This window comes from Mycobacterium lehmannii, assembly GCF_002245535.1.
GTDB classification, from domain to species: Bacteria; Actinomycetota; Actinomycetes; order Mycobacteriales; family Mycobacteriaceae; genus Mycobacterium; species Mycobacterium lehmannii.
This window is the reverse complement of the sequence record NZ_NKCN01000009.1, coordinates 59669-78229: the sequence shown is the minus strand read 5'-3', so window position 1 is coordinate 78229 and position 18561 is coordinate 59669. Positions and strand designations below refer to the sequence as shown.

20 protein-coding genes are annotated in these 18561 nt (G+C 64.4%); 8 read left to right on the top strand and 12 right to left on the bottom strand.

The annotated features are described in order from the left end of the window. Positions 1-39: 39 nt before the first annotated feature. Positions 40-345, bottom strand: coding sequence for a type II toxin-antitoxin system PemK/MazF family toxin (locus CEX87_RS12235; RefSeq protein WP_094287405.1), 306 nt, complete (start codon positions 343-345; stop codon positions 40-42). Then, positions 342-572, bottom strand: a complete 231-nt coding sequence (locus CEX87_RS12230; RefSeq protein WP_094287404.1) for a hypothetical protein — start codon at positions 570-572, stop codon at positions 342-344. Before CEX87_RS12230 ends, CEX87_RS12235 begins: the two co-directional genes overlap by 4 nt. Before the next feature lie 190 nt (positions 573-762). Between CEX87_RS12230 and CEX87_RS12225 the strand changes: the two genes are divergently transcribed. From CEX87_RS12225 to CEX87_RS12205, 5 genes are all read left to right on the top strand, one after another. Next, positions 763-1974, top strand: a complete 1212-nt coding sequence (locus tag CEX87_RS12225; protein WP_094287403.1) for a transcriptional regulator — start codon at positions 763-765, stop codon at positions 1972-1974. A gap of 601 nt (positions 1975-2575) precedes the next feature. Continuing rightward, a complete protein-coding gene (locus CEX87_RS27220; protein ID WP_158220770.1) occupies positions 2576-2716 on the top strand; it encodes a hypothetical protein in 141 nt (46 codons plus the stop codon). A gap of 49 nt (positions 2717-2765) precedes the next feature. Further along, positions 2766-3017 (top strand): hypothetical protein, encoded by a 252-nt coding sequence (locus CEX87_RS12215; RefSeq protein ID WP_094287400.1) that lies wholly within the window; start codon positions 2766-2768, stop codon positions 3015-3017. 28 nt (positions 3018-3045) lie between these two features. Further along, positions 3046-3624: a hypothetical protein gene (locus tag CEX87_RS12210; RefSeq protein WP_094287398.1), complete on the top strand. Its 579-nt coding sequence runs from the start codon at positions 3046-3048 to the stop codon at positions 3622-3624. 66 nt (positions 3625-3690) lie between these two features. After that, complete coding sequence (locus CEX87_RS12205; protein WP_142301092.1) at positions 3691-4248, top strand: thermonuclease family protein; 558 nt, start codon at positions 3691-3693, stop codon at positions 4246-4248. 157 nt (positions 4249-4405) lie between these two features. On the opposite strand, the gene CEX87_RS12200 is transcribed toward CEX87_RS12205, so the two are convergent. Next, positions 4406-4636 (bottom strand): hypothetical protein, encoded by a 231-nt coding sequence (locus tag CEX87_RS12200; protein ID WP_094287395.1) that lies wholly within the window; start codon positions 4634-4636, stop codon positions 4406-4408. A gap of 229 nt (positions 4637-4865) precedes the next feature. Here CEX87_RS12200 and CEX87_RS12195 point away from each other — a divergent pair, with 229 nt between their 5' ends. Beyond that, entirely contained in the window at positions 4866-5978 is a 1113-nt protein-coding gene (locus CEX87_RS12195; protein ID WP_094287394.1) for a hypothetical protein, read from the top strand. 206 nt (positions 5979-6184) lie between these two features. On the opposite strand, the gene CEX87_RS12190 is transcribed toward CEX87_RS12195, so the two are convergent. The 5 genes from CEX87_RS12190 to CEX87_RS12165 form a co-directional block, all read right to left on the bottom strand. After that, positions 6185-7102, bottom strand: coding sequence for an FHA domain-containing protein (locus tag CEX87_RS12190; protein WP_094287393.1), 918 nt, complete (start codon positions 7100-7102; stop codon positions 6185-6187). Between the two features lie 200 nt (positions 7103-7302). Next, complete coding sequence (locus tag CEX87_RS12185) at positions 7303-7677, bottom strand: hypothetical protein (RefSeq protein WP_094287391.1); 375 nt, start codon at positions 7675-7677, stop codon at positions 7303-7305. 143 nt (positions 7678-7820) lie between these two features. After that, positions 7821-9833: a hypothetical protein gene (locus tag CEX87_RS12180; protein ID WP_094287389.1), complete on the bottom strand. Its 2013-nt coding sequence runs from the start codon at positions 9831-9833 to the stop codon at positions 7821-7823. 861 nt (positions 9834-10694) lie between these two features. Next, positions 10695-12218 carry a hypothetical protein gene (locus tag CEX87_RS27550; RefSeq protein WP_233151365.1) on the bottom strand — a complete coding sequence of 508 codons (1524 nt, stop codon included), beginning with the start codon at positions 12216-12218 and terminating at the stop codon, positions 10695-10697. Positions 12219-12684: 466 nt separating this feature from the next. Continuing rightward, complete coding sequence (locus tag CEX87_RS12165) at positions 12685-12879, bottom strand: hypothetical protein (protein WP_094287387.1); 195 nt, start codon at positions 12877-12879, stop codon at positions 12685-12687. Positions 12880-13221: 342 nt separating this feature from the next. Here CEX87_RS12165 and CEX87_RS12160 point away from each other — a divergent pair, with 342 nt between their 5' ends. Continuing rightward, on the top strand, positions 13222-13545 hold the full coding sequence (locus CEX87_RS12160) for a hypothetical protein (protein WP_233151364.1): 324 nt from the start codon (positions 13222-13224) through the stop codon (positions 13543-13545). 67 nt (positions 13546-13612) lie between these two features. Here CEX87_RS12160 and CEX87_RS27545 read toward each other — a convergent pair whose 3' ends face one another. Next, positions 13613-13972 carry a hypothetical protein gene (locus CEX87_RS27545; protein ID WP_233151363.1) on the bottom strand — a complete coding sequence of 120 codons (360 nt, stop codon included), beginning with the start codon at positions 13970-13972 and terminating at the stop codon, positions 13613-13615. A 266-nt stretch (positions 13973-14238) separates the two neighbouring features. Continuing rightward, complete coding sequence (locus CEX87_RS12150; RefSeq protein ID WP_094287381.1) at positions 14239-15210, bottom strand: ParA family protein; 972 nt, start codon at positions 15208-15210, stop codon at positions 14239-14241. 484 nt (positions 15211-15694) lie between these two features. On the opposite strand from CEX87_RS12150, the gene CEX87_RS27110 reads away from it, so the two are divergent. Next, entirely contained in the window at positions 15695-16390 is a 696-nt protein-coding gene (locus CEX87_RS27110; RefSeq protein WP_142301091.1) for a hypothetical protein, read from the top strand. Between the two features lie 49 nt (positions 16391-16439). Here the strand turns inward: CEX87_RS27110 and CEX87_RS27965 are convergent, their stop codons facing one another. Together CEX87_RS27965 and CEX87_RS12135 are read right to left on the bottom strand one after the other, a co-directional pair. Next, positions 16440-17111: a WhiB family transcriptional regulator gene (locus CEX87_RS27965; RefSeq protein ID WP_094287377.1), complete on the bottom strand. Its 672-nt coding sequence runs from the start codon at positions 17109-17111 to the stop codon at positions 16440-16442. Further along, complete coding sequence (locus CEX87_RS12135; protein WP_233151362.1) at positions 17108-18283, bottom strand: helix-turn-helix domain-containing protein; 1176 nt, start codon at positions 18281-18283, stop codon at positions 17108-17110. The genes CEX87_RS27965 and CEX87_RS12135 overlap by 4 nt, the downstream gene beginning before the upstream one ends. Positions 18284-18561: the final 278 nt, after the last annotated feature.

The window sequence follows — 18561 nt, the reverse complement described above, 5'->3', positions numbered from 1 at the left end:
CGGTTCCGACCGAGGCTCCGGAGCGCAAGCTCAATTCTGCTATCGATCCGGTGTCGCGAGAATTTTGAAGAGCATGTTATTGACGTCGGTGAGGGCTTGGACATCGATCAGGCGGTGGTGTGCGCTGAGTCTGGCCTTGCGCAGGCTAGTGACCAGTCCCGGTGCAGCCCAGTCATTCTCGCCGAGATCGACACCAAATCCGGTGTCGGGCTCGGTGTCGAATACCGGCACGACGATGACTGTGGGCTCACTTGGAATCTCGTTGTACACGGTGGAGGAGACGACGAGAACGCTGATGCCGGTATCGGTTGTCCAGATCTCGCCACGGCGCGGGGATTGGCTCAACGCCGCGCTAATTCATCGAGGTTGCGGTCCGCCCACGCCTCGCTGAACGCGGTGGCATCGGGGTGGGCTCGCATCCACTGGTCGTGTGCCGCGCAGCGACGCCGCATGTCCTCGATGTCGAGAAGGTTCTCGATCCACGAGTTCATCGACTGCTGGTCTGCGTCGGCGTAGCGTTTGACCGCCTCATAGGCACTGTCGGACAGGCGCAACGTGATCATCCTTGGCATCGCCCGATGCTAGCAGATAATGCTAGTGATAAACGGTAGCAACGCCCCCCTGATTCGTCACTCTGACGATTCGCCGCCTGCCTCGCATGGGCACCGTGACGCCAGATAATGGCGATTATGTCAAGTGTGACTTGGCTGTAGCGCGTATTGACACTTGACCATTCGGAAGCTTCGCAGAATACTTGGCGGTATGGCAACCCCCCGGCTTGTCGACCTGATCGACCAGTACAAGAACACGCACGGGGTTAGTGACGCTGAGTTGGCGCGGCGAATCGGCATCACCCGGGAAAACTTGCGCCTGTGGCGGACGAATGGCGTGCGACGGCTACCAGAGCGCTTGAACCTTGCCTCAGTTGCCCGCACTATCGGCCGGCCATACCGCCAGGTCCTCTCGGCCGCCCTGTTCGACACTGGCTACCTCACCGACAGCGAGACCGCCACACCGCGGCCGTACGACGAGGTTCTCTACGACGCCATCAGTGTGCTGACCGAGGCCAGCCGTCTCACCAATCAACCTATGCGCCAAGCGAGTTCGGGTCAGTGGGAACCCGATCCCGACCCGCGCGCGGCGCTGCCGATCGATTGGGCGGCCTTCGTCACCGAGGCCCTGGCGGGGGCTGCGGCCAACGCTGGCGGCATAGACGCGATCTTGTCGGGACGGCCCGGGTCCTGGGAGGCCGCCGTGGTCGGCGACGCGCTGCGAGCCGCCGTCGGTCACGACGAGTGGGATCTTTGGCGCCACCGCACCGAACCCGTCGTCATCGACTTGTGGGTCGAAAGCATTCTGCGCGACACCAACGACACCACCTACGACGACTACCAGGAGGCCGAGGAGGAACTTTCTCGGCGCGAACACGCCATCCCCGAACCCGATGACCTACCGCCCGGCCCCTTCTCCCCCGACGACCCGCGCATCGCCGCGGTCGACTGGATCAGCGTCGACGACAACGGTTATCTCATCGTCGAGGGCAAAGCCGGCTGGGGCGACGATCCTGCGGACGTTGCGCTGTTGACGGAACTTCACCAGGAGGCCGGGGCGAGCGCACCTCCGCACAGACCGGCCACTGCGGGTGAAATCGCGTACGACGAAGCCCACGAAGCCATTACAGCTCTCCGGGATGCGCTCACAGAACAAGAGCGCCGTGAATACACGGACTACGCCGAACGGCTCACGGTTGCTGTCCAGGCCCGTCTTGCGGCGCTAAAGTTACCCACTCCGGCCACCGTGAACATCACACTCGCCTCCGAGGGCGCCGGCTCCAACGACTTCGACGACCATTCGCCGGTGACGTACCCGCGCAACGCGATCGAGGCGGCGATCGACGACGCCATAACCAGCACCCCGACCCCATCAGCGCTGCCGGGCACTCCCCTAGATCGGCTCGGTGGGGGTCGGACGTAATGGTATTCAGAACTGGTCGAAGGGATTCCCGGTGGACGCAGACGGTCAAGAACGCGACCATGTCGCGCGCCCGACACTCCCCTGGCGCACCGACCGACATACGCAATGCGGGCGTGATGCGGACGACGTCGACAGCGTTATTTCCGTCGAGGAGCTCGAAGCACGTATTGAGCGTGACGGGCACGAGCGGAGCCTAGACACCACGTGCAGGACGTGCTGGGAGACCAGTCGGGACGCGGCTCGATGGGAGACCAACCCAATCGGCGTCGTCGCGCGCGAAGCTGTCCGCGCTGGCATCGGCTCGCGAGAGCCAAGTAGCCGACCTGAGGCGGTTCGGTTCGCCTGGGAGCTCCGCGCCACAGCCGCGCTCATCGAGGCCCACCGGAGTGAATTCGACGGGTACCTCGCGGCCCTTCAGTCCACTGTCAGCATTACCGAGCATCGCCGAAAGGCAAGACGGTGAGCGGAGACCGGGAAAGGTCCGACCCACGCCGAACGCTGCACGCCGGAATCAGGCACATCGCACAGCCGCAGGCGAGCACGTCAAAGTATGTCGTACCGCTGAGGGATCATCTCGCCATGACTACTAGGAGGATCGAGCGTGGACATCACCATCTTGACGTGGATTGCTGCGATCATCGGCGGCGCAGCACTGGCCCTGGGCATTTACAACCTCGGTTTCAACCGCGGAAAGGCAATGGGACGCCGACTCGAGCGAAGAGAGCGAGGAGACGAGTCATGAACCCTCTCGCGTTGCCGCCTCCCCCACCGGATAACACGTGAGGATTGACATGAGCGCTGAACTGCCAAGCCGCACAGATATTTTCGTCAACGCACTGGCGGCACTCGATTCAGCCCGCAGATCGTTGAGCGATGCGCGTGACTGGCTCGCCTCCGACTGGAGCCCAGTGGGATCGGCCCTTACGCCGGAGGCGGCGCAAGCGCGCGGAACGCTGCTCGCTGGGATAGGCACCACAAAGAACGCAATCGACACTATGAAACAGGACGTCCACCGAGCGATCGCATCGTTCAACGAGACGTAGACGTACCAACACACAGGAGCATCGGCCCATGGGTCTACTTGAGGACAACATTCGCGAAGGTTCGCACACACAGTCAGACACGATCGTCAGGGACGCCGAGGTTGCGTTCACGGACGGGACGACCGCCCGCTTCAGCGCGGTGGAGTTCTTGCCGGATCGCCGCCTTAAGGCGTATATCACTACTTGCGTCACCGTCGGTGCCCACGATCATCACGTCACCGACATCACCTACTACGCCGCAGGCTCGTGGGACTCCGTGCAGGAGGCAGCTCGGGGCGTCATCATCGCCGACGTCGAGGAGCTGCCCCTCCTGAGTGGTAGGAAGTGGTCAGAGGTCGTCGCCGCGGGATGCTTTGAGTACGAAGTGCCCGAGAACATCGTCGAGTGGACGATGAAGCGCTGGCGCGCCAAAGCAGTCGGGCCGAAACGTCCTGGAGACATCGCCGACCGGAGCGAGCTGCTCTCGACCGAGTTCGAGTGCTACGTGAAGCTGCCCAACGGGGGCGACGAACTTGCGGAGAAGGTGCGATTCCGTTGGGTGCGGCCGGAGCCGCCGAGCGAGTCAGTCAGGCGGCAGCCCACTTCCGTCCCACCCTGTCCCGCGTAGAGGCCGACGTGCTGACCCGGTATCTGTCCCAGCTGAAGGTACGAATGTCATACTCCGGGAGGACAATTGAGCGACAGTATGTTTAAACGCGTCGCCTCCTCGGTAATCGTGGCGGCGGCGCTGGTTGGCTGTGGTTCAGCACCATCGCGTGCAGAACCCGACGCAGCCGGCTATCCGAACATGCCCGCCGAGAACGTCACCGGGCCTTTCCCGGTTACGAAGGTGTCTGACGGAGATACGATCTGGGTGAACGACCACGGCGAGCCCGTGAAGGTCCGCTTGATCGGCATCGACACCCCCGAACTGCACGACCCCCGCAAGCCGGTGGAGTGCTTCGCCCAGGAGGCATCCAACCGAGCCGAAGCCGTTCTCGGCGGTCAAACGGTCTATCTCGAGACGGATCCCTCCCAAGACTCAGTTGACAAGTACGGTCGGGCCCTTGCCTATGTGTGGACCACCTCGGGTCAGCTGTTTAACCTCGACATGCTCGCCGATGGCTTCGCCAACGAGTACACATACGACTTGCCGTACCGCTATCAAGCACGTTTCCGTAAAGCGGAGGCAGATGCGCGGAGCAATGCGCGCGGCCTGTGGGCACCCACCTCGTGCAGCGGACAGCGATGATCACCACCACCGAATGATGTGGCTTCGCCAACGGGGACTGACATTCGAGGCCTTGGTGGTGACGCGATCAATTGTGGTGGGACGTCGGCCAACCGACATCGGTCGGCCTTAAGACCCGAAAACTTCGGTCATGCGAGATTCGGCATCGCGGCAGGACCTATGTCAGCCTGCGTAGTTCTTCGGGACTGGCGGTGCACCAGTCGACGCCGTTGACCGGAGAGTCGAATCGCACGATGATCCCGACGTCGTTGTACCCATCTACGACGCCGCGCGCGTGTTGCGATCTACGCTTGCGGGCAGCTCGCACGGTCACGACGGAGCCCACTTGCACGCGGTCACCCACCGGGAAGTCGCGGCTGATGTTCTCTAACCAAGTCTGTCCGCTCATCGCCGTCTATTGTCCGTTCCAGGTTTAGTTGGCATGTTTCCAGATGATCTTGTCGGCCTACGGCATGTCGCACGATGTCCGGAAGCAGATCGCATACCTTCTCATTTTTGCCCCGTCAACGCCTCGCGGCAGCGTACGGGGCGCTCGGAGAGTCTGAAACGTGATTTGGCGTCCCCTCTGGCGGTTAGCGTGCTGTCTTGGACTCGCCCGGCGGGGAGGTATGCGGACTATGGGACTGTTCGATCGCTACGACGAGGCCAACGAGACCGCGTACCGAACGTTGCTCGACATCAGCGTTCGCGCCATGTCCGGTCGCGCTCGATTCCACCAGTGGGAAGTAGCGCAACAGATGCTGCGAGACCACTACACGTCTGAACGGGCCGTCGAAAACTCAGCCCAGTGTGCGAAGAGAATCGAGTACCTGAAGGTCCCCGAACCACTGCCTGTGATCGAAGACTTCTTTCCCGCCGGCAGCTATCCGAAACACACGGCCAATTGCCAGCGAACGCTCGCCGCGTTACAGCACCGATTCGAGCACGGCTGCGTAGTGCACCAGCAGCGCGAGAAGGTCCGCCTGAAGGAACTCGCATGGGCAAAGTCGCTGCACGAGCAGTTGGCGATTACCGAGCAATCTCGGCGTCCCACCCGTGCGCGCCGCATTGACGACGAACACAACGACGTGGAGATTGCGGCAGTAGCAGACACTCCCGAGCAACTTCAATCCCTGATGAGCGACAAGCACCGCTACTGGGATTGGGCCGCGTTTGCGTCCATCCTGGTCCAGCGCAGGCACGCACTGCGGCATCTGCTCAACGACCACCGCGACTCGGTCGCTCCTCCATCGCGCCGACGAGTGTCCAGCACCTACGAGCTATATGGGCTCGTTTCGGAGGTCTTCGGTGAAGTATCCCGACTGGCGGAAAACTTTGAGCTGTACGTGAACTCGTCGCCTCTTCAACGCTTATTCTCAGACCGCGACCTCTACGACGAACCGACCCCCGCGGCAGTCACCGCCATAGCGACAACGGTCATCGACTTCTACGAGGCGAACCTACTTCTGGCGAGGGATACCAGAGGAGTTGCTGCCGACAGCAAGTACGCCGTGATCATCGAAGACCTGGCGCACCTGGCGGACCGCTCCCTGGAAACCGTCGATGACCTCATCACCAAGCTTGTTGGGTTCCTCGACATGCTCCCGACCCTCGCGCGCACAGGCTCCCCTGACGACACCCAGAGATACCCGCTGACGCTCGATCTCGACCTCGACAACGACGAGCTGCTGAAGCGGATTAACCGACAGCTCGATTCACTCGATAAGCCGTGGAAACGCTGGTTCCGATGACTTAACCCTTTCCGACCGATGATGCGGGATTCTCTCGATATCGCGGGATATCGCGCCCTTGTCCCAGCCGTGCTATGCCCTCCCGATCCCCAGTGCCGATACGTTGCTGTGCGCGATCAACCGCAGCGTTGTATCCGTGGTAGTGCCAACATAAGTCATGGCTGGATATGTCAACTAAATCCGGAACGGACATCTATCCCTGGTTGTTATATGCGGCGATGCGTGAGGGCGTCGACGACCGTTTCGATGGCCGCTCGCACCGATTCGGCGACGTTGAGCTCGGCTTCGGCGGCGGTGATGTCGCTGGCGGTGACACCGGCTGCGGTAGCGATCTCGTCTGCCGAGAGGCGGCTGGCGTGGCGGGCGGCGTAGAGGCGCTGCCCGAGAGTGCCGCCGGGTGAGTTTGCGGCCTTAAGCATCAGATCGGCGTGGGTAAGCCGCACGTCGCTGAGGATGACGGCGACCTCGGGCCTGCCTGGTGCCCGTGCTAGGTGCGCGGTGATCGTGTTCTCGTGACGACGCAGCTCGTCCCGCAGCGCATTGACGCGAGGGGGGAAGTCCGGATCGGTGGTCGCCGGCAGAGTGGTCGTGCGGATTCTGCGCAGGGCGATCTGGGTGGCGTCGATCGTGACTGCGGTTTGCACGCTGGGGGTCAGCGTTTCGGTGGTGTCGTCTTCGGGAACCGGTGTGGTGGTTTCGCTGTCGTTGTGCGGCTCGTGGGGCTCGGTGCCGGTGCGGAATTCATCGTTTCCCTGGGCTGTGGTGGTGTTGAGTTGGACGACCACGCCGTTGGCGTTGCCCAGGTGCACGGTGAGTGCACCGTTGACGGGGACAGAGTGGATTTGGTGCCCGTCAATGAACGTTCCGTTCCTGCTCCCGGGGTCGGTCAGTATCCAGGAATGCTGGGCCTGATCGATGAGGATATGTGTGCGCGAGATTCGTGGGTCGTCCACCTGGATCCGCGCCGGTAGTTCTTGGCTGTCCTGGGGCAGCACGCGTCCGATGGTGACTACGCCGTCGTCGGGGTAGACGGTGTAGTCGCGGTCGGCAAGGCTGATGGTCAGCGCAGGCAGACGTCGCTGGCTGTGGCTTGCCCCGGATGCTGGGCCCCGGTCGTCGTGCACGTCAAACCTCCTGCGACCCGCCGCGCGGCATAACTGCTAGCTGCGCTTATGGTAGCGATCCGGGTGCGAGCGGCTCCGGAGCCTGCTCCCCCGCCCACCACGGCCGCCCCCTACATGCGGTGTACCGATCCCTAACGCCGCGGCGGCCGGGTTCTCAAGCGTGTCGTTGGCGCCCGAGCGCAGACGAATCGTGTTGGCGGTCAGGGTGTTTGCCCGCCGAGCTCTTTGAACCACACGAAGTACTTGTTGTTCCAGATGGCGGCGTCAGTTGGATCTTCGACCGTGGTCATCCCCGGCCCGAAGGTCTCATGAACCTCGATGGCGACCTTCATGCTGGCGGCAAGGCTCGGCAACGCTTCAGTCAGCCACTCGTTGACGGTTTTGTCGAAATCGGCGAGGGCTTCGGCGGCTTCCGGGTCGTCGGATGCGGCGTTCCTAATGGTGTGCGCGGTGCGGGTCAGCTGAGCGATCGTCCGCTGGCCGTCAACAAACTGGCGCGCCAGCGACCACAGGACCTCTTGAGGGGCCATGGAGAACACCGCGTCGTCGGACCGGGTCGGCTGGTCCTCAGGCATCTGCTAATGGTGGCACGCCGCCGTGGACCAGCCGCGCCCTCAACCCGGATTTGCGCAGCGCGAGCGACCGCAACCCGATCTCGGTGCGACCGTTGGGAACCGTTTCCACGCGGTGGACGAAGCAGGCCCCCCGATTTGCCCGCTTAGGCGGCTTCGTCGCTGCTGTCGCTGGCGTCTGATGGTGAATCGCCGCCGCGGCCCGCCGGCGTGGAGCCGGAGGGCTCTTTGTCGAGCCTGTTCTTGATTTCAGTGACCGAGGACGGGTTGTTGACGTTGCCTCGCGCGTGTTTGCCGGTGGCGGCTCGGCGTGAGCTGCTGGTGCGGTTCGAGGTCGTGTCGGGATCGCTGTTCGTGTGCGTCGACGACTCTTTCCTGTCGCCGGCGCGGGCCATGGACTCGCTGAGGGTGTCCTCGCCGGACGTGTCGGGTTCGTCTTTGTCCGCGTCGTCTGGTGTGCGGGGCGTTGGATCCTCGGTGGTGCGGTGGGTGTTGAGCGAGCCTGCCGACTCTTCGGTGGCGTCGTTGGCCGAAGCGCTGTCGGTTGTGGTGTGTTGCGCGTTTGTATTCGGGTCGGTGACAGCGTTGTTGGTGTGTTCGGTCTCGGCGGGAAGGTCTTCGGCGGGGCCCGGTGTAATCTCTTCGACCGCCGTCACCGCGTCGGGTTCCTCGGCCATGATGTTGTCGTCGGCACCGGCACTTAGCGTGTCGCTGGTGTCCGTTTGCGGGTCGGTGGTCTCGGCTTCTGAGGTGCTGGGTGCGCTTTCGGTGCTGCTGACCGAGTCCGTCAATGCTGCGGCCGGCGGCGAGTCGGTGGCGCTGAGTGTGAGCACCCGGTGCGTGGGCATGGCGCCGGTGAGGGTGTTGCCGACGTCGAGCCCCAGACCAATCCCATTGAAGGCGGTCGACGCTGCAAGGGCGGTCAGGGTGATTGTGGTGATGACGCCGGTGGCCAGCGCATACGGCAGGCCTTGGACGAGTGCCGGCAGCCCGGCAGCCTTCATGAGGCCAGCGGTGGCCTTGGCGAGTTGTTTGTTGGTTTCGGTGATCATTTCGGCCGCGGTTTCGCTGAGGTTAGCCGCGGCGTAGAACGGCACCGACACCAGCGAGCGTGCCGTCCCGGTGGTGATGTTGACTGTTGCAACCCCCGCCTCGACGAGCCTCGCAATGGCGCCGGTGTAGGCAGCTGGGCTCACGAGATTTGCGCCGATCATGTTGACAGCGTCCTGCAGCGCGCCGGGTGTGGAACCGCTGCCGACCCAGGTGGCGACCGCCGCGCCAGCGCCGCTCGTCAACCTTTCCAGGGTGATCCTGCCAGCCCGTTCGAGCGTGCCGCTGAGCCCATCCACCCCGGCAGCGGCGACGAGGAGCGGTCCGGCCGCGATGGCTTGCGCCGCGGTGACGAAGCCGTCGATGAGATCGTTGTCCGGTATGTCGGCTGCGGCGTCGATCAGATGCTGGACGGCCGTCAGGGCGGTGCGCAGCTGGGCGGTGACCCCGGTCACGAGGGTGTCGCCGAGGTCGAGCGCGTTGACGCCGACGTCCTGTGCTGCAGCGACCGCCGAGGTGAGCACCAGGCCGGTGACTTCAAGGGGCAGGTTGGCGAGCGCGGTGTAGCTTGACACCGCAAGCGGATTCGATACGCCGGTGGCCAGGGTGTGCGCGGCAGTGCCCTGCGCCCCACTGAGCACGGAGGTCAGCAGGTCGGTGAGCTGGCCAGCGGTCATGACCAAGCTGCCGCTGGCGGAATCCACTGTTGCGGCGAGCTCGGACAGTCCGCCAGCCGATGCGCGTTTGAGCCCTTTGAGCACGTCGGACAAGACCGGATTATCTGTCGCCTGGATCAGGCTGTCCCACAGCGAGTTTTGCAGTGCTACAGCGGAATTGAGCGCACTTGTCAGGGTTTGGCCTGGGACTGCGGCCACTTCGGTCACCGCGAATGCAGCAGAGCCCACGACGTCGTCGAGGTTGGCGGCCAGAGCGGTGATGTCGGCGGGTGTAATGGCCGCTGTCAGCTCAAGATTCGGCGCCGAGAGTTGCGGAGGTGTGATGTCGGGTGGGGTAGTGTCGGCGACGAGTACCGGTGTGATTGCGATGGCGCTGGTGGCGGTGAGCGCGATGCCGGCAGTGAGATAGGAGCGGGTCGAGAGTTCCATCATGTGGGTGAGCCTCCAGGGATCATTCAGCGGCGGACTGCACGGTCACGTCGCCTGGGTTGGGTCGTCGAGTCCTGCGTGCGCTGGCGCGAGATCCGAGACTTCGCGCTAGCTTGTCCTCTCTTCGTTGGTCAAGCCGAGCTTAAGGCCGCCCAGATAGCCTGCCGTGCACTATTTTTCGCGGTCTGGACGTGAGGGATCAGGACAGCGCAGCCAGCTGGCGGAGGGTGTCAAATCACCTGGGAAGTGAGGGTTGGGATCGCGGGTTCTGTCAGTGTCGGTCGCTATTCCCCAGCGCCGCACCAAGATTGGTCGTGATCATGTCAGCTTCGAGCCAAAGTTGCATGGTGACCCTGGATTTGCCGTTGGCGCTGGAGGCTGGCATGAGCACAACTGCCAGCCATCCCCCGTCGGCGGCGCGTCGAATCCAGGCGACTTGGCGTGCAGGCATCAGTGGCTCTAGGCGCAACGCGGCCGCCCTTGATCCAGAGTGCGAGCTCGTCTTGTCGCTGCCGCCGGATGCCGGGGAACGCCCGGGTGACGTCGACGAGCACTTCGCGGTCCACGCGGTACAGGGTTGGATATGCGGGATCGTCTCGCCATTCATCGAACATACGTTCATTGAACATGCATTCGATTGTCTCACTCTGGCGGTGGCTGCACAGCTGAGCCACTGGCACGCCAGCGCCCGGCTCCCCCGCCTCTCCCCCGGCCTCCACAACGGATCCGGGCGCTGCGCGCCGCGCATGTGTGCAGATGCAGGATCGGCGGCCCGCTCCCCCGCCTCTTCCGGCCTGCACAACGGATCCGGGTGCTGCGCGGCGCGCATGTGTGCGCATGCGGGGTCGGCGGGTGTGCGCGGCGCTAGCCGGTTAGCGCGCCAGCTGCCTCCGCTGCTAGGAGGATCTTGCCCACCATCTCGTGGTGGACGTCGCGTCGGCGTCCGATCGTGCTCGGTGGCGTGCCCGCGGCATGGTCGGCCAGGATGGTGGCCACTACCGTCGGATGTTCTTCTTGTGGCCAGCGTCGCATGCGGCCCCGCGTGACGCCGTCGCCGATGAGTGTGTGTGCAACCGGCAGCCACTGCTGGATGGCAGCCGGATCGACGTCAGGGCGGCGGGCAGTCTGTTGTGCGCGCTCGGCTTGGGCGGGTGCGTTGCCGTTGTGTGGGTTCGCGGAGTTGGGTACGGCCGTCAATGTGCGCGGTGCGTCTGCTCCGTTGATGGTCGATGCGCGTGCGTGTGCGGCCTGGGGCGGTGCGCCGGGCGCCGGCTGTGATCCGTTGACTGATCCGCGCCGGGCGGCGGCATCGGCTGTGTGGTCTGCATCTGCGCGTTGCGGCGGCGTGGCCGCTGTCTGGGTCGGGTAGCGCGCGGATGCGCGGTTTGAGACGGTGGCGCGTGTGCGCGGGTCGGTGTGCGCGCCAGTTCGCTGTGCGCGATCGGGTGCGCTGGAGGTGGACGGTTGCGCACATCCCGCGGTGCGGGCTCGCGCGTGGTGCGCGGTCGTGCGGCCATCCGGCGTGGGGGTCTGGTCCTTGCTGTTCGCCTCGGTGTGTGGGGCCGTTTCGTACCTGTCGAGCCAGGGTGACGAGTGGTCGTGGGTGCTGAGTTCGTGTGCGTGATGCAGGACGGACAAGCGGGCGAGCATTTTATCGCGCATGCCCGGGTCATCGGCGACGTTGGCGGCCAACAACGCCCGTCGTAGACGCGCTTCGCGTGACCAGCGCCAGCGGCGCGGCGCGGAAAGCTCGGCGGCGCGGTAGGCGGCGCGGTCGCGGGTGCGTTGCAGGGCGTCTCGCTCGTCGTCTGCCAGGCCGAGTCGTGACAGCATCCGTTCTCGCAGTTCGCGGGTGACGCGGGCCACGGTTCCTGTCCGGTGGTTGCGGGCGCGCATCTCGAGTCCCAACGCCAGGTGCAACATGATTGTCCCGAGGACGGGGCCAAGGATGACGCGGCCGAGGCCTTCTTGCACAGTGGACATCGTCCAGGCCATGTAGGCGCTCACGGCGCACATTGACCACACCACGAAGCGGAACGGGCCGGGGTGCCCGGTGCGTCGCACGTTGGCGGCCATGCCGGCGCCGGAGACGATCAGGGCGATCTCGGCAACGACGAACATGATGTGGCGCTCGCCGTAGGCGGTCGGGATGTGCAGCACCTCGTCGAAGAATCGCCACGACGTGTTGAGGCTCACCGGCAGCGTGGCGAGGGCGGCGACATAGCACGCTGCAGTGATCCACCACGCAGGTTCAGGTGTCTGCCGGTCGCGGTCATCACGCGGCGCCTGGCGGGGTTGGCCGGTGCTGAGCTCCGGTTTGTTCGGAGCGTCGGCGGGCCGCTGCGCCGGCTGGGTTTGTGCTGCCCGGTCGGTGGTGGTAGTCGCCATGGTTTCCCTTCGCAGACGGGCTACCTGATCTCTGCACTGTCGGTGCTGTCGCTTCTCAGGAGTTCTGGTCGGCTGAGTTGTTGGTGTCGGCCAGATTTCAAGCCTATCTAGGGCGAATGTGTGCTCCCTGCAGAATTTTGACGGTGCCCGCGAATGGGTTCGCGAGCCGTCAATCGGTCTGCATGCGCCGTGGTTGACGCCGGTCGTGCCGACGCCGCGGGAGATCTGAGCTGGAGTTGAGACACGCTGTGTGCCGCGGAAGGTGCCTGACAGTTTCGCCGCAGCGTTGGTTGGTCAAATACTAACAGGGGCAGACGGTTTCGCGCGCGCCCTCAGATGTCTGGGGTGTCGCCGGCTGGGGGTTCGGGCGTTGTGGCACATGTTGAAAAGCGGCTGGACGCTGTTCGGTACGTTCGCCAGCGAGTGGGATGCCGGGCGGCGCGGTGGGGCCCCTCGGCCGGCGCGCCTACGCCACCTGCGCTGCGCGGCTGAAGATGTGTGGGTATTTCTCGGCTAGTGCCGAGAACGCGATCTCGGCCATGTCCGCGTCCTGCTTGTCGGCGAGTTCTTTGAACGCTAGATGTTCTTCGGGCAGTAGCCGAACGCCGAGGAGCTTCGTGCGCTGCCGCTTCTCGGAGTGCCGCTTCTGGGAAACGCGCATTACTAGTCCCCTTTGCCCTGTCCCTGTCTTCCGGATTGCCCAAATTGTACAAAGTGCTGCTTGTTTTGCCTATTTTGGGTGCCGCGTGTCGAGGGTTCGGCGGTAGGCTCACGGTGACGTTTTAGGCAATTTGGTCGTCACTGGACCCGCGGGGGTGAAGTCGTGGCTGGTGGGAGCGGGTGGAAGTACCCGCCTGCCACCGTGCCTAGCGAGCCGGACCCGTCGCGAAAGTATGTGCCGGTCAGTGATGCTGCTCAGCGACTTGGCGTGGATCGGCGTACGTTGTTGGCCGCCGTCACGCGGGGCGATACGGCGGGGTGGGCACGGCCGGGGCCTGGCCACTTGCGGTGGTTCGTCTACGAGGACGCGCTGCCGCGCACTCAGGGCGCGAACACCGCTGACCGGCTCGAGCAGTTGGAGGCCGAAGTTGAGCGGCTTCGTGCTCAGGTGGCCCATCTGCAGGCTGGCGGTGGTGTCGACCGGGGTGCTTCGGGTGACGCAGAGGCGGTGATTGCGGATCTGCGCGCGCGCGTGGTCAGGGCAGAAGAAGCCAACCTTCTATTGATTGCGGCCCATGCAGACTTGGCCGCGGCAGCAGATAAGTACCGTGACGCGCTGGCGCAGTACATGACGCCTGGCCACATTGGGCAGCTGTCGGAAAGCTGATTTGATTCTGAGCGCCAACGGGTGGCGGCCTCTCCCCCACCCCGCCTCCGGCCACCGCTGGCGCTGGTCAGCCCTGATCGGGTAGCGAGTCTTTGCGGCCGGGCAGAAATGCGTTGAGGACGGGTGCGATCCAGGTGCTGCGTGTATCAAAGCCCAGCTCGGCGCCGATGCGGTCGATGACCTGCTCTTGCTCTGCTGTCGGACTAAAGCCGATCTGCACGCTTCCGCCTCCGAGGTAGCGAACCGCGCTGGGGTCGGCCGGAAACAGCGGATTGACCGGGGCGGTGCTGAATGTGGAGCCTTTGATGATCTCGGCCAGCTCGCCATGCTTGGCGCTGATGGCCTCGAGAACGACCTGCAGGTTTGTCGCCTTGCGCCTGTGCCGGTAGGCGTCGAATCGTGACTTGACGCCGGGGCTGACGTACACCGCGGTAACTGGCTTACTTCTGGTGCGCGGTCTTCCTGGGCGCCGGCCGCGTGGCTGCACTTGGGGCTCGGGGACGGTCCCTATCGCTCTGATTGGTGTTGGAGCGGCGCCTTGTTCTTCCGGCGGATCGGGCTCCGCCGGGCCCGGTCTGGGCGCCGATACTCTGCTCTCCCCTACTAGGTCGGCCAGGCCGGCGCCGCGGGGCTTCGCGGGTCCTTCGAGGTCGGAGAGATCCTCCTTCGGCATGTTCTGCTCGCGCAATCTACTCATGGCCAACTTCCTTCTTCGATCATTTCGGCTCGTCGCTCACCAGCGCGGGTGAAGATTTCTTTCGCCAGTCGGTCGTAGTCCTCGGCGACCAGTCGTGACGTTTCACTGACTGTTGTTGCGTTCTTGGCACTGCCTTTGCGTAGCTCCCAGTACTTCGGGTTGTTCTGAATCTCTTGCTCGAGTTCGTAAGCGAGTAGCCCGTATTTGACCATCTCGTTGGCCACGGACTCCGCATGACGGATGAAGGCGTCGAGCAGAAGGCCGCTGCTTTGGCCGAGGTCTTCGGACACATTCTTGGCGATATCACGCCGAATCTTCTTCGATCCAGTGCCCGAGGCGAACACGAACACGGCGAGCAGGGTCAGGTGTGGATTGTGCTCTCGCATGCCTCGGATGTCGGACGCTATGTCGCGAAGTCCTTGCCGCGAGAACGCGTCAGTCTTCAACGGGACGATGACAAATCGCCCCGCGCACAAGGCGATGTTGGACAGCAAGGGATTCTCGGGAGGGGTGTCGATGATGATCAGTTGGTAGTCACTGGCGATAGTTTGCAGGCACTCGGCCAAGGCAAGATGGACGCGGTTGGCGTCCGCGCTGGTTGCCAGTTCCGCTGACAGGACTGATCCGATCCGCCGAACGTACGGGCCGCCAGGGATGACGTCGAGGTTGGGTCTAACGCCGCGTGCCGGGCTGAGAGGCGCTCCGGCAGTTACTGCGCTGAAGAGGTTGCGACCTTTGTCATCGTTCTCAGTGTGGGCGAAGCCCAGCAGCTGAGCGCAATTGCCCTGCCCGTTGAGGTCGACCAGCAGGGTGCGCACACCGTCTGAGGCGGCGAGCCCGCCAAGGTGAGCGCTCGTGGTGGTCTTTCCGACGCCGCCCTTGTCATTTGCGACCACGTAGGCGTGTCCGAGACGCGCCCACTCGATCGCGACTTCTGGTTGCTCCCAGGTGGTTACGCTATGGGTCATGTCTGCCCCGCATTCAGGCATGATGACGCCGGATGATGGCGTGGCGCACTACATGCCGCCACGCGCGGAACCGCATCCTTGTCCATGGTTCCCGAAGTGTAGTGCGCGCGATGCGACGCGCCGCTGCGCAACGCGCCGCGACACGCGCACCAGGAACAGTTGCGTCCGTCATAGCGCGATCTACCTCGCACGGTGTGGCAAACAAAAGGTGGGAGCAGCCAGTACGGCTAGCAGCCACCTCAGTGAACCCCGCCGTCCCGGCTCTCACAACCGTCGAGGCCTGACACGAGGTGCACCCGTCAATGCCGCCGCCTGCCAGCGTCACTGTGCATCGCGCCGCATGGCGCCCGGGCTAGACCCCCGTATGCAGAGCAGCTCTATAGCTCACCTACTGCCTCACGGTGGCCGTACCAGTGCCAACACCAACACACCACACCTGCGCACATACCTGACCCAATACCTGCACCGATACCTCGATCCCTATATGGGCGCATACCGCGTCACCTACAAGGGCCGTGACGACGAGGCGAGCGACCAGCGGCACCATGAGACAGATGTCCACTGCTATCGCCGCGACAATGGTGACCACCGCCAGCAAATGCCCAGTCAGTCCAACCTGCCGGTGAATGAACTCACCGCCTGCAGCGCAATTGTCACTCGCGCGTTTCGGCGTGTCGCGGTCGAGGCCCGCTCATATGTATGGCGCTCAATCAGCGCACGTACGTGTAGATGGACAGCGACGACAGTTGATAGCCACACTGTGCGCGCGGTGCGGCCGTACACAACGCATGTGATCTCCAGCGATGACGCGATGAACACCTGGGCCACAACTGAATACGATGCAGCCTCGCCTGCTGTCTACGAAGGCGCGCACGACGCCTCAGATAACGCACGCACGACGACGCGCGACACCGTTGTGCACGCAGCCATCGAACAGACTGCGCTGCGCGCCTTTATCGAAGCTGTGCGCCGTATCGCGCCCAATACCCAGGAGACAGCTCTGTCCGCTGTTGTGCGTGCGGCTGCGGCAGTAATTGTGCCCGGCACCATGGCCTGGACCACCGCCTCAATGGGGTTCGTGACTGCGGGCAACGCATCGACTGCTGCGTGCCGCGCGATTTGGTGGGCTGGTCGTCGGAGCGGCGATCATGCGAAACTATCCGTCACGGTGACGAAATAGGCGCCGGTTGAAGTCTGCGTTGAATGGCATTTGCCCGGCTGTGTAGCTGTCACAGTGCTTTTCGGATGATTTGGTCGTCCGCTGGACAGATGCGGCTACCTCCGTCGAGGTACACCCACCGCGTTTGTCGCCAGAAGAATCGTGTGTATGCCGGCTCGTACGGTGGCCGCACGACGATGCCGAGGCGCTCAACGAATGCGGGTTCGGCGTCGGCGAGTGCTGCGGCACAGGGTCTGCAGACGGCGTAGGCGTCGCCGGCGCGTTCGAGGGTCCAAGGGTCACGCCCTGGGACGCGGCTGCCGAGTGTGTCGAAGGTCAGCCGGCAGTGTTGGGTCATGATTTCGCAATGACCTGAGGATCGCGCCGAAATGAGGGAGAGCACTGCATTGACCCGGCGAGGGGCCCGCGGTGTGGGCGGTGGTGTGGCGGCGCCGGGCGCTGCGACGCGGTGACAGTTGGGCGACGCAGTGACGCTTTCAGTGGGCGCGGGGGATTGGGCGATGTCGCGCAGTAGCGCCGTGACCGAAGCCAGGTTGTTGTCGATGAAGATGCCGGCCCACATACCGAATGAGGCTTGTACGCGAAGTGCTTCGCCGGCGCACCATTGGCGCATGGGGCAGCCCAGGCAGGCGAGGAGGGCGTGTTTGGGTTGCACCTTGTCGAACCACAGCTCCGGGTCCGCGCTGCACGCAGGCCGTGGCGGCCTCTGAGCGGGTTTCATTGCCGCTCAGGACCTGGATTTGGTTCTCGGCGTTGCCGCTTGCGTTGTAGGGCTTCCTCGAGTGCCTTGCGGGCTGCGGCGTGGCCGGGACCATCGAGTGCCGCGCGACCCATTTCGCGCGCTCTCCGGTGCTGTTCGCGCTCGGCCGCATTCGCGGCGATGCGGGCCCGCTCGGCGGCCAGCTGTTCGGCTTCGCGGGCTTCGTCGAGGGCCGCTGGGCGTTCCTGCAGGTTGTCGTGCCACTTCAGGATGTGTCCGAGCAGGCCTGCCGGCTTGTGTGGGCTGTCGGGAACCCAGTTGCCGACGCCGATGTAGTCGGAGATGAGCTGGTTGACGTCTCTGGGTGTCCAGTTGTGCGTTTCCGGTCCCGCCAACAGCCGGGCCCAGGCCTGGGGTGTGCGATAACGCCGCGCCCAGGGCGGGCTTGTGGGGTCGAGCACCCATTGCCTGGCGAGCCGAGCCCCGGGCTCGGGGCTGTCGCGCCGCGTAGCGGTGCGGCTACCGCCGGCGTGCCGGCGGTGTTGGGTAGTGAGTTTGTTCTTAACAGAAGGTTTTTCAGGAAAAAGAGACCCTGCGGGGTGGGGTGACAGACATCGGTTGCGGTTATCATGAAGCGCCCACACCGAAGCCCATCCGCGACCTTTGTCTGCGACTCGCCAGCTGGCCATGCGCTCGTTGCGGCTGCGCTGGCGACCACGCAGCACCTCGGTGGCCACGCCGAGCAGGCGAAGCGCGGTGGAGGCCCGTTGTACGGTGCGGATGCTGACTCCAGCGCATGCGGCCAAGGTGGCGTTGGTTGGCCGGCAGTCGCGGCCTGTGCGGTGATCTGCATACCGCGCCCTCGCGGCGGCGACCTTGATCAGGGTGGGCAGGCTGATCGGGTTGCCGGGCATGACCGGCCGCACGTGCGTGTCGTAGCGCTGCTTGTAGGCGGCGGGCACGGTTTCACGTGCCCAGCGCTCGGCTCCGCCGGACCAGCACGGGACACCGGCCCATGGCATGTCACCGAGGTCCAGCCGGATCAGTGGATGTGCGTGCCCGTGGGCATGACCGGCAGCCCGAAGAATCCACACTGGCGCCGTTCGGGCGGTGCCCGCTCGCGGCGCGATCTTGGTGCAGCCGCGATAGGGCAGGCTGCGCTGTTCGGTTGGCTTGTCACGATTAGCGCACACCTCTAGCACTGCGGCAGGGCGTGCGTTACCGTGGAATCTGTCCGACACGACAGTTCCCTTCGGGGTAGGTGCGCAAGCACCCGAGTCGAGCGCCAACTCGACTCACCTGCTTCGGCCCTCGGTATTGAGCCGGGGGCCGAACTATTTGCGGGCGTTGGGCTTTCGCGCGTATTCAGTTCGGGTTAGCGGCGTCTGCGCGCCGTCAATCAGGCGTGTGAGTGCCCTCCTTCCGGGGTTGCGGCGCTGTGGTGTGATGCGTGGGTGTGGTCGCCCCGCCG

Coding starts and splice junctions, on each gene's coding strand:
- CEX87_RS12165 (WP_094287387.1), bottom strand. CDS start 12,879: ATGCGCGTTTCCCAGAAGCGGCACTCCGAGAAGCGGCAGCGCACGAAG.
- CEX87_RS12215 (WP_094287400.1), top strand. CDS start 2,766: ATGAGCGCTGAACTGCCAAGCCGCACAGATATTTTCGTCAACGCACTG.
- CEX87_RS12225 (WP_094287403.1), top strand. CDS start 763: ATGGCAACCCCCCGGCTTGTCGACCTGATCGACCAGTACAAGAACACG.
- CEX87_RS12180 (WP_094287389.1), bottom strand. CDS start 9,833: ATGATGGAACTCTCGACCCGCTCCTATCTCACTGCCGGCATCGCGCTC.
- CEX87_RS27965 (WP_094287377.1), bottom strand. CDS start 17,111: ATGAAACCCGCTCAGAGGCCGCCACGGCCTGCGTGCAGCGCGGACCCG.
- CEX87_RS12150 (WP_094287381.1), bottom strand. CDS start 15,210: ATGACCCATAGCGTAACCACCTGGGAGCAACCAGAAGTCGCGATCGAG.
- CEX87_RS27550 (WP_233151365.1), bottom strand. CDS start 12,218: ATGGCGACTACCACCACCGACCGGGCAGCACAAACCCAGCCGGCGCAG.
- CEX87_RS27110 (WP_142301091.1), top strand. CDS start 15,695: ATGGGCGCATACCGCGTCACCTACAAGGGCCGTGACGACGAGGCGAGC.
- CEX87_RS12185 (WP_094287391.1), bottom strand. CDS start 7,677: ATGCCTGAGGACCAGCCGACCCGGTCCGACGACGCGGTGTTCTCCATG.
- CEX87_RS12200 (WP_094287395.1), bottom strand. CDS start 4,636: ATGAGCGGACAGACTTGGTTAGAGAACATCAGCCGCGACTTCCCGGTG.
- CEX87_RS12230 (WP_094287404.1), bottom strand. CDS start 572: ATGCCAAGGATGATCACGTTGCGCCTGTCCGACAGTGCCTATGAGGCG.
- CEX87_RS12210 (WP_094287398.1), top strand. CDS start 3,046: ATGGGTCTACTTGAGGACAACATTCGCGAAGGTTCGCACACACAGTCA.
- CEX87_RS12195 (WP_094287394.1), top strand. CDS start 4,866: ATGGGACTGTTCGATCGCTACGACGAGGCCAACGAGACCGCGTACCGA.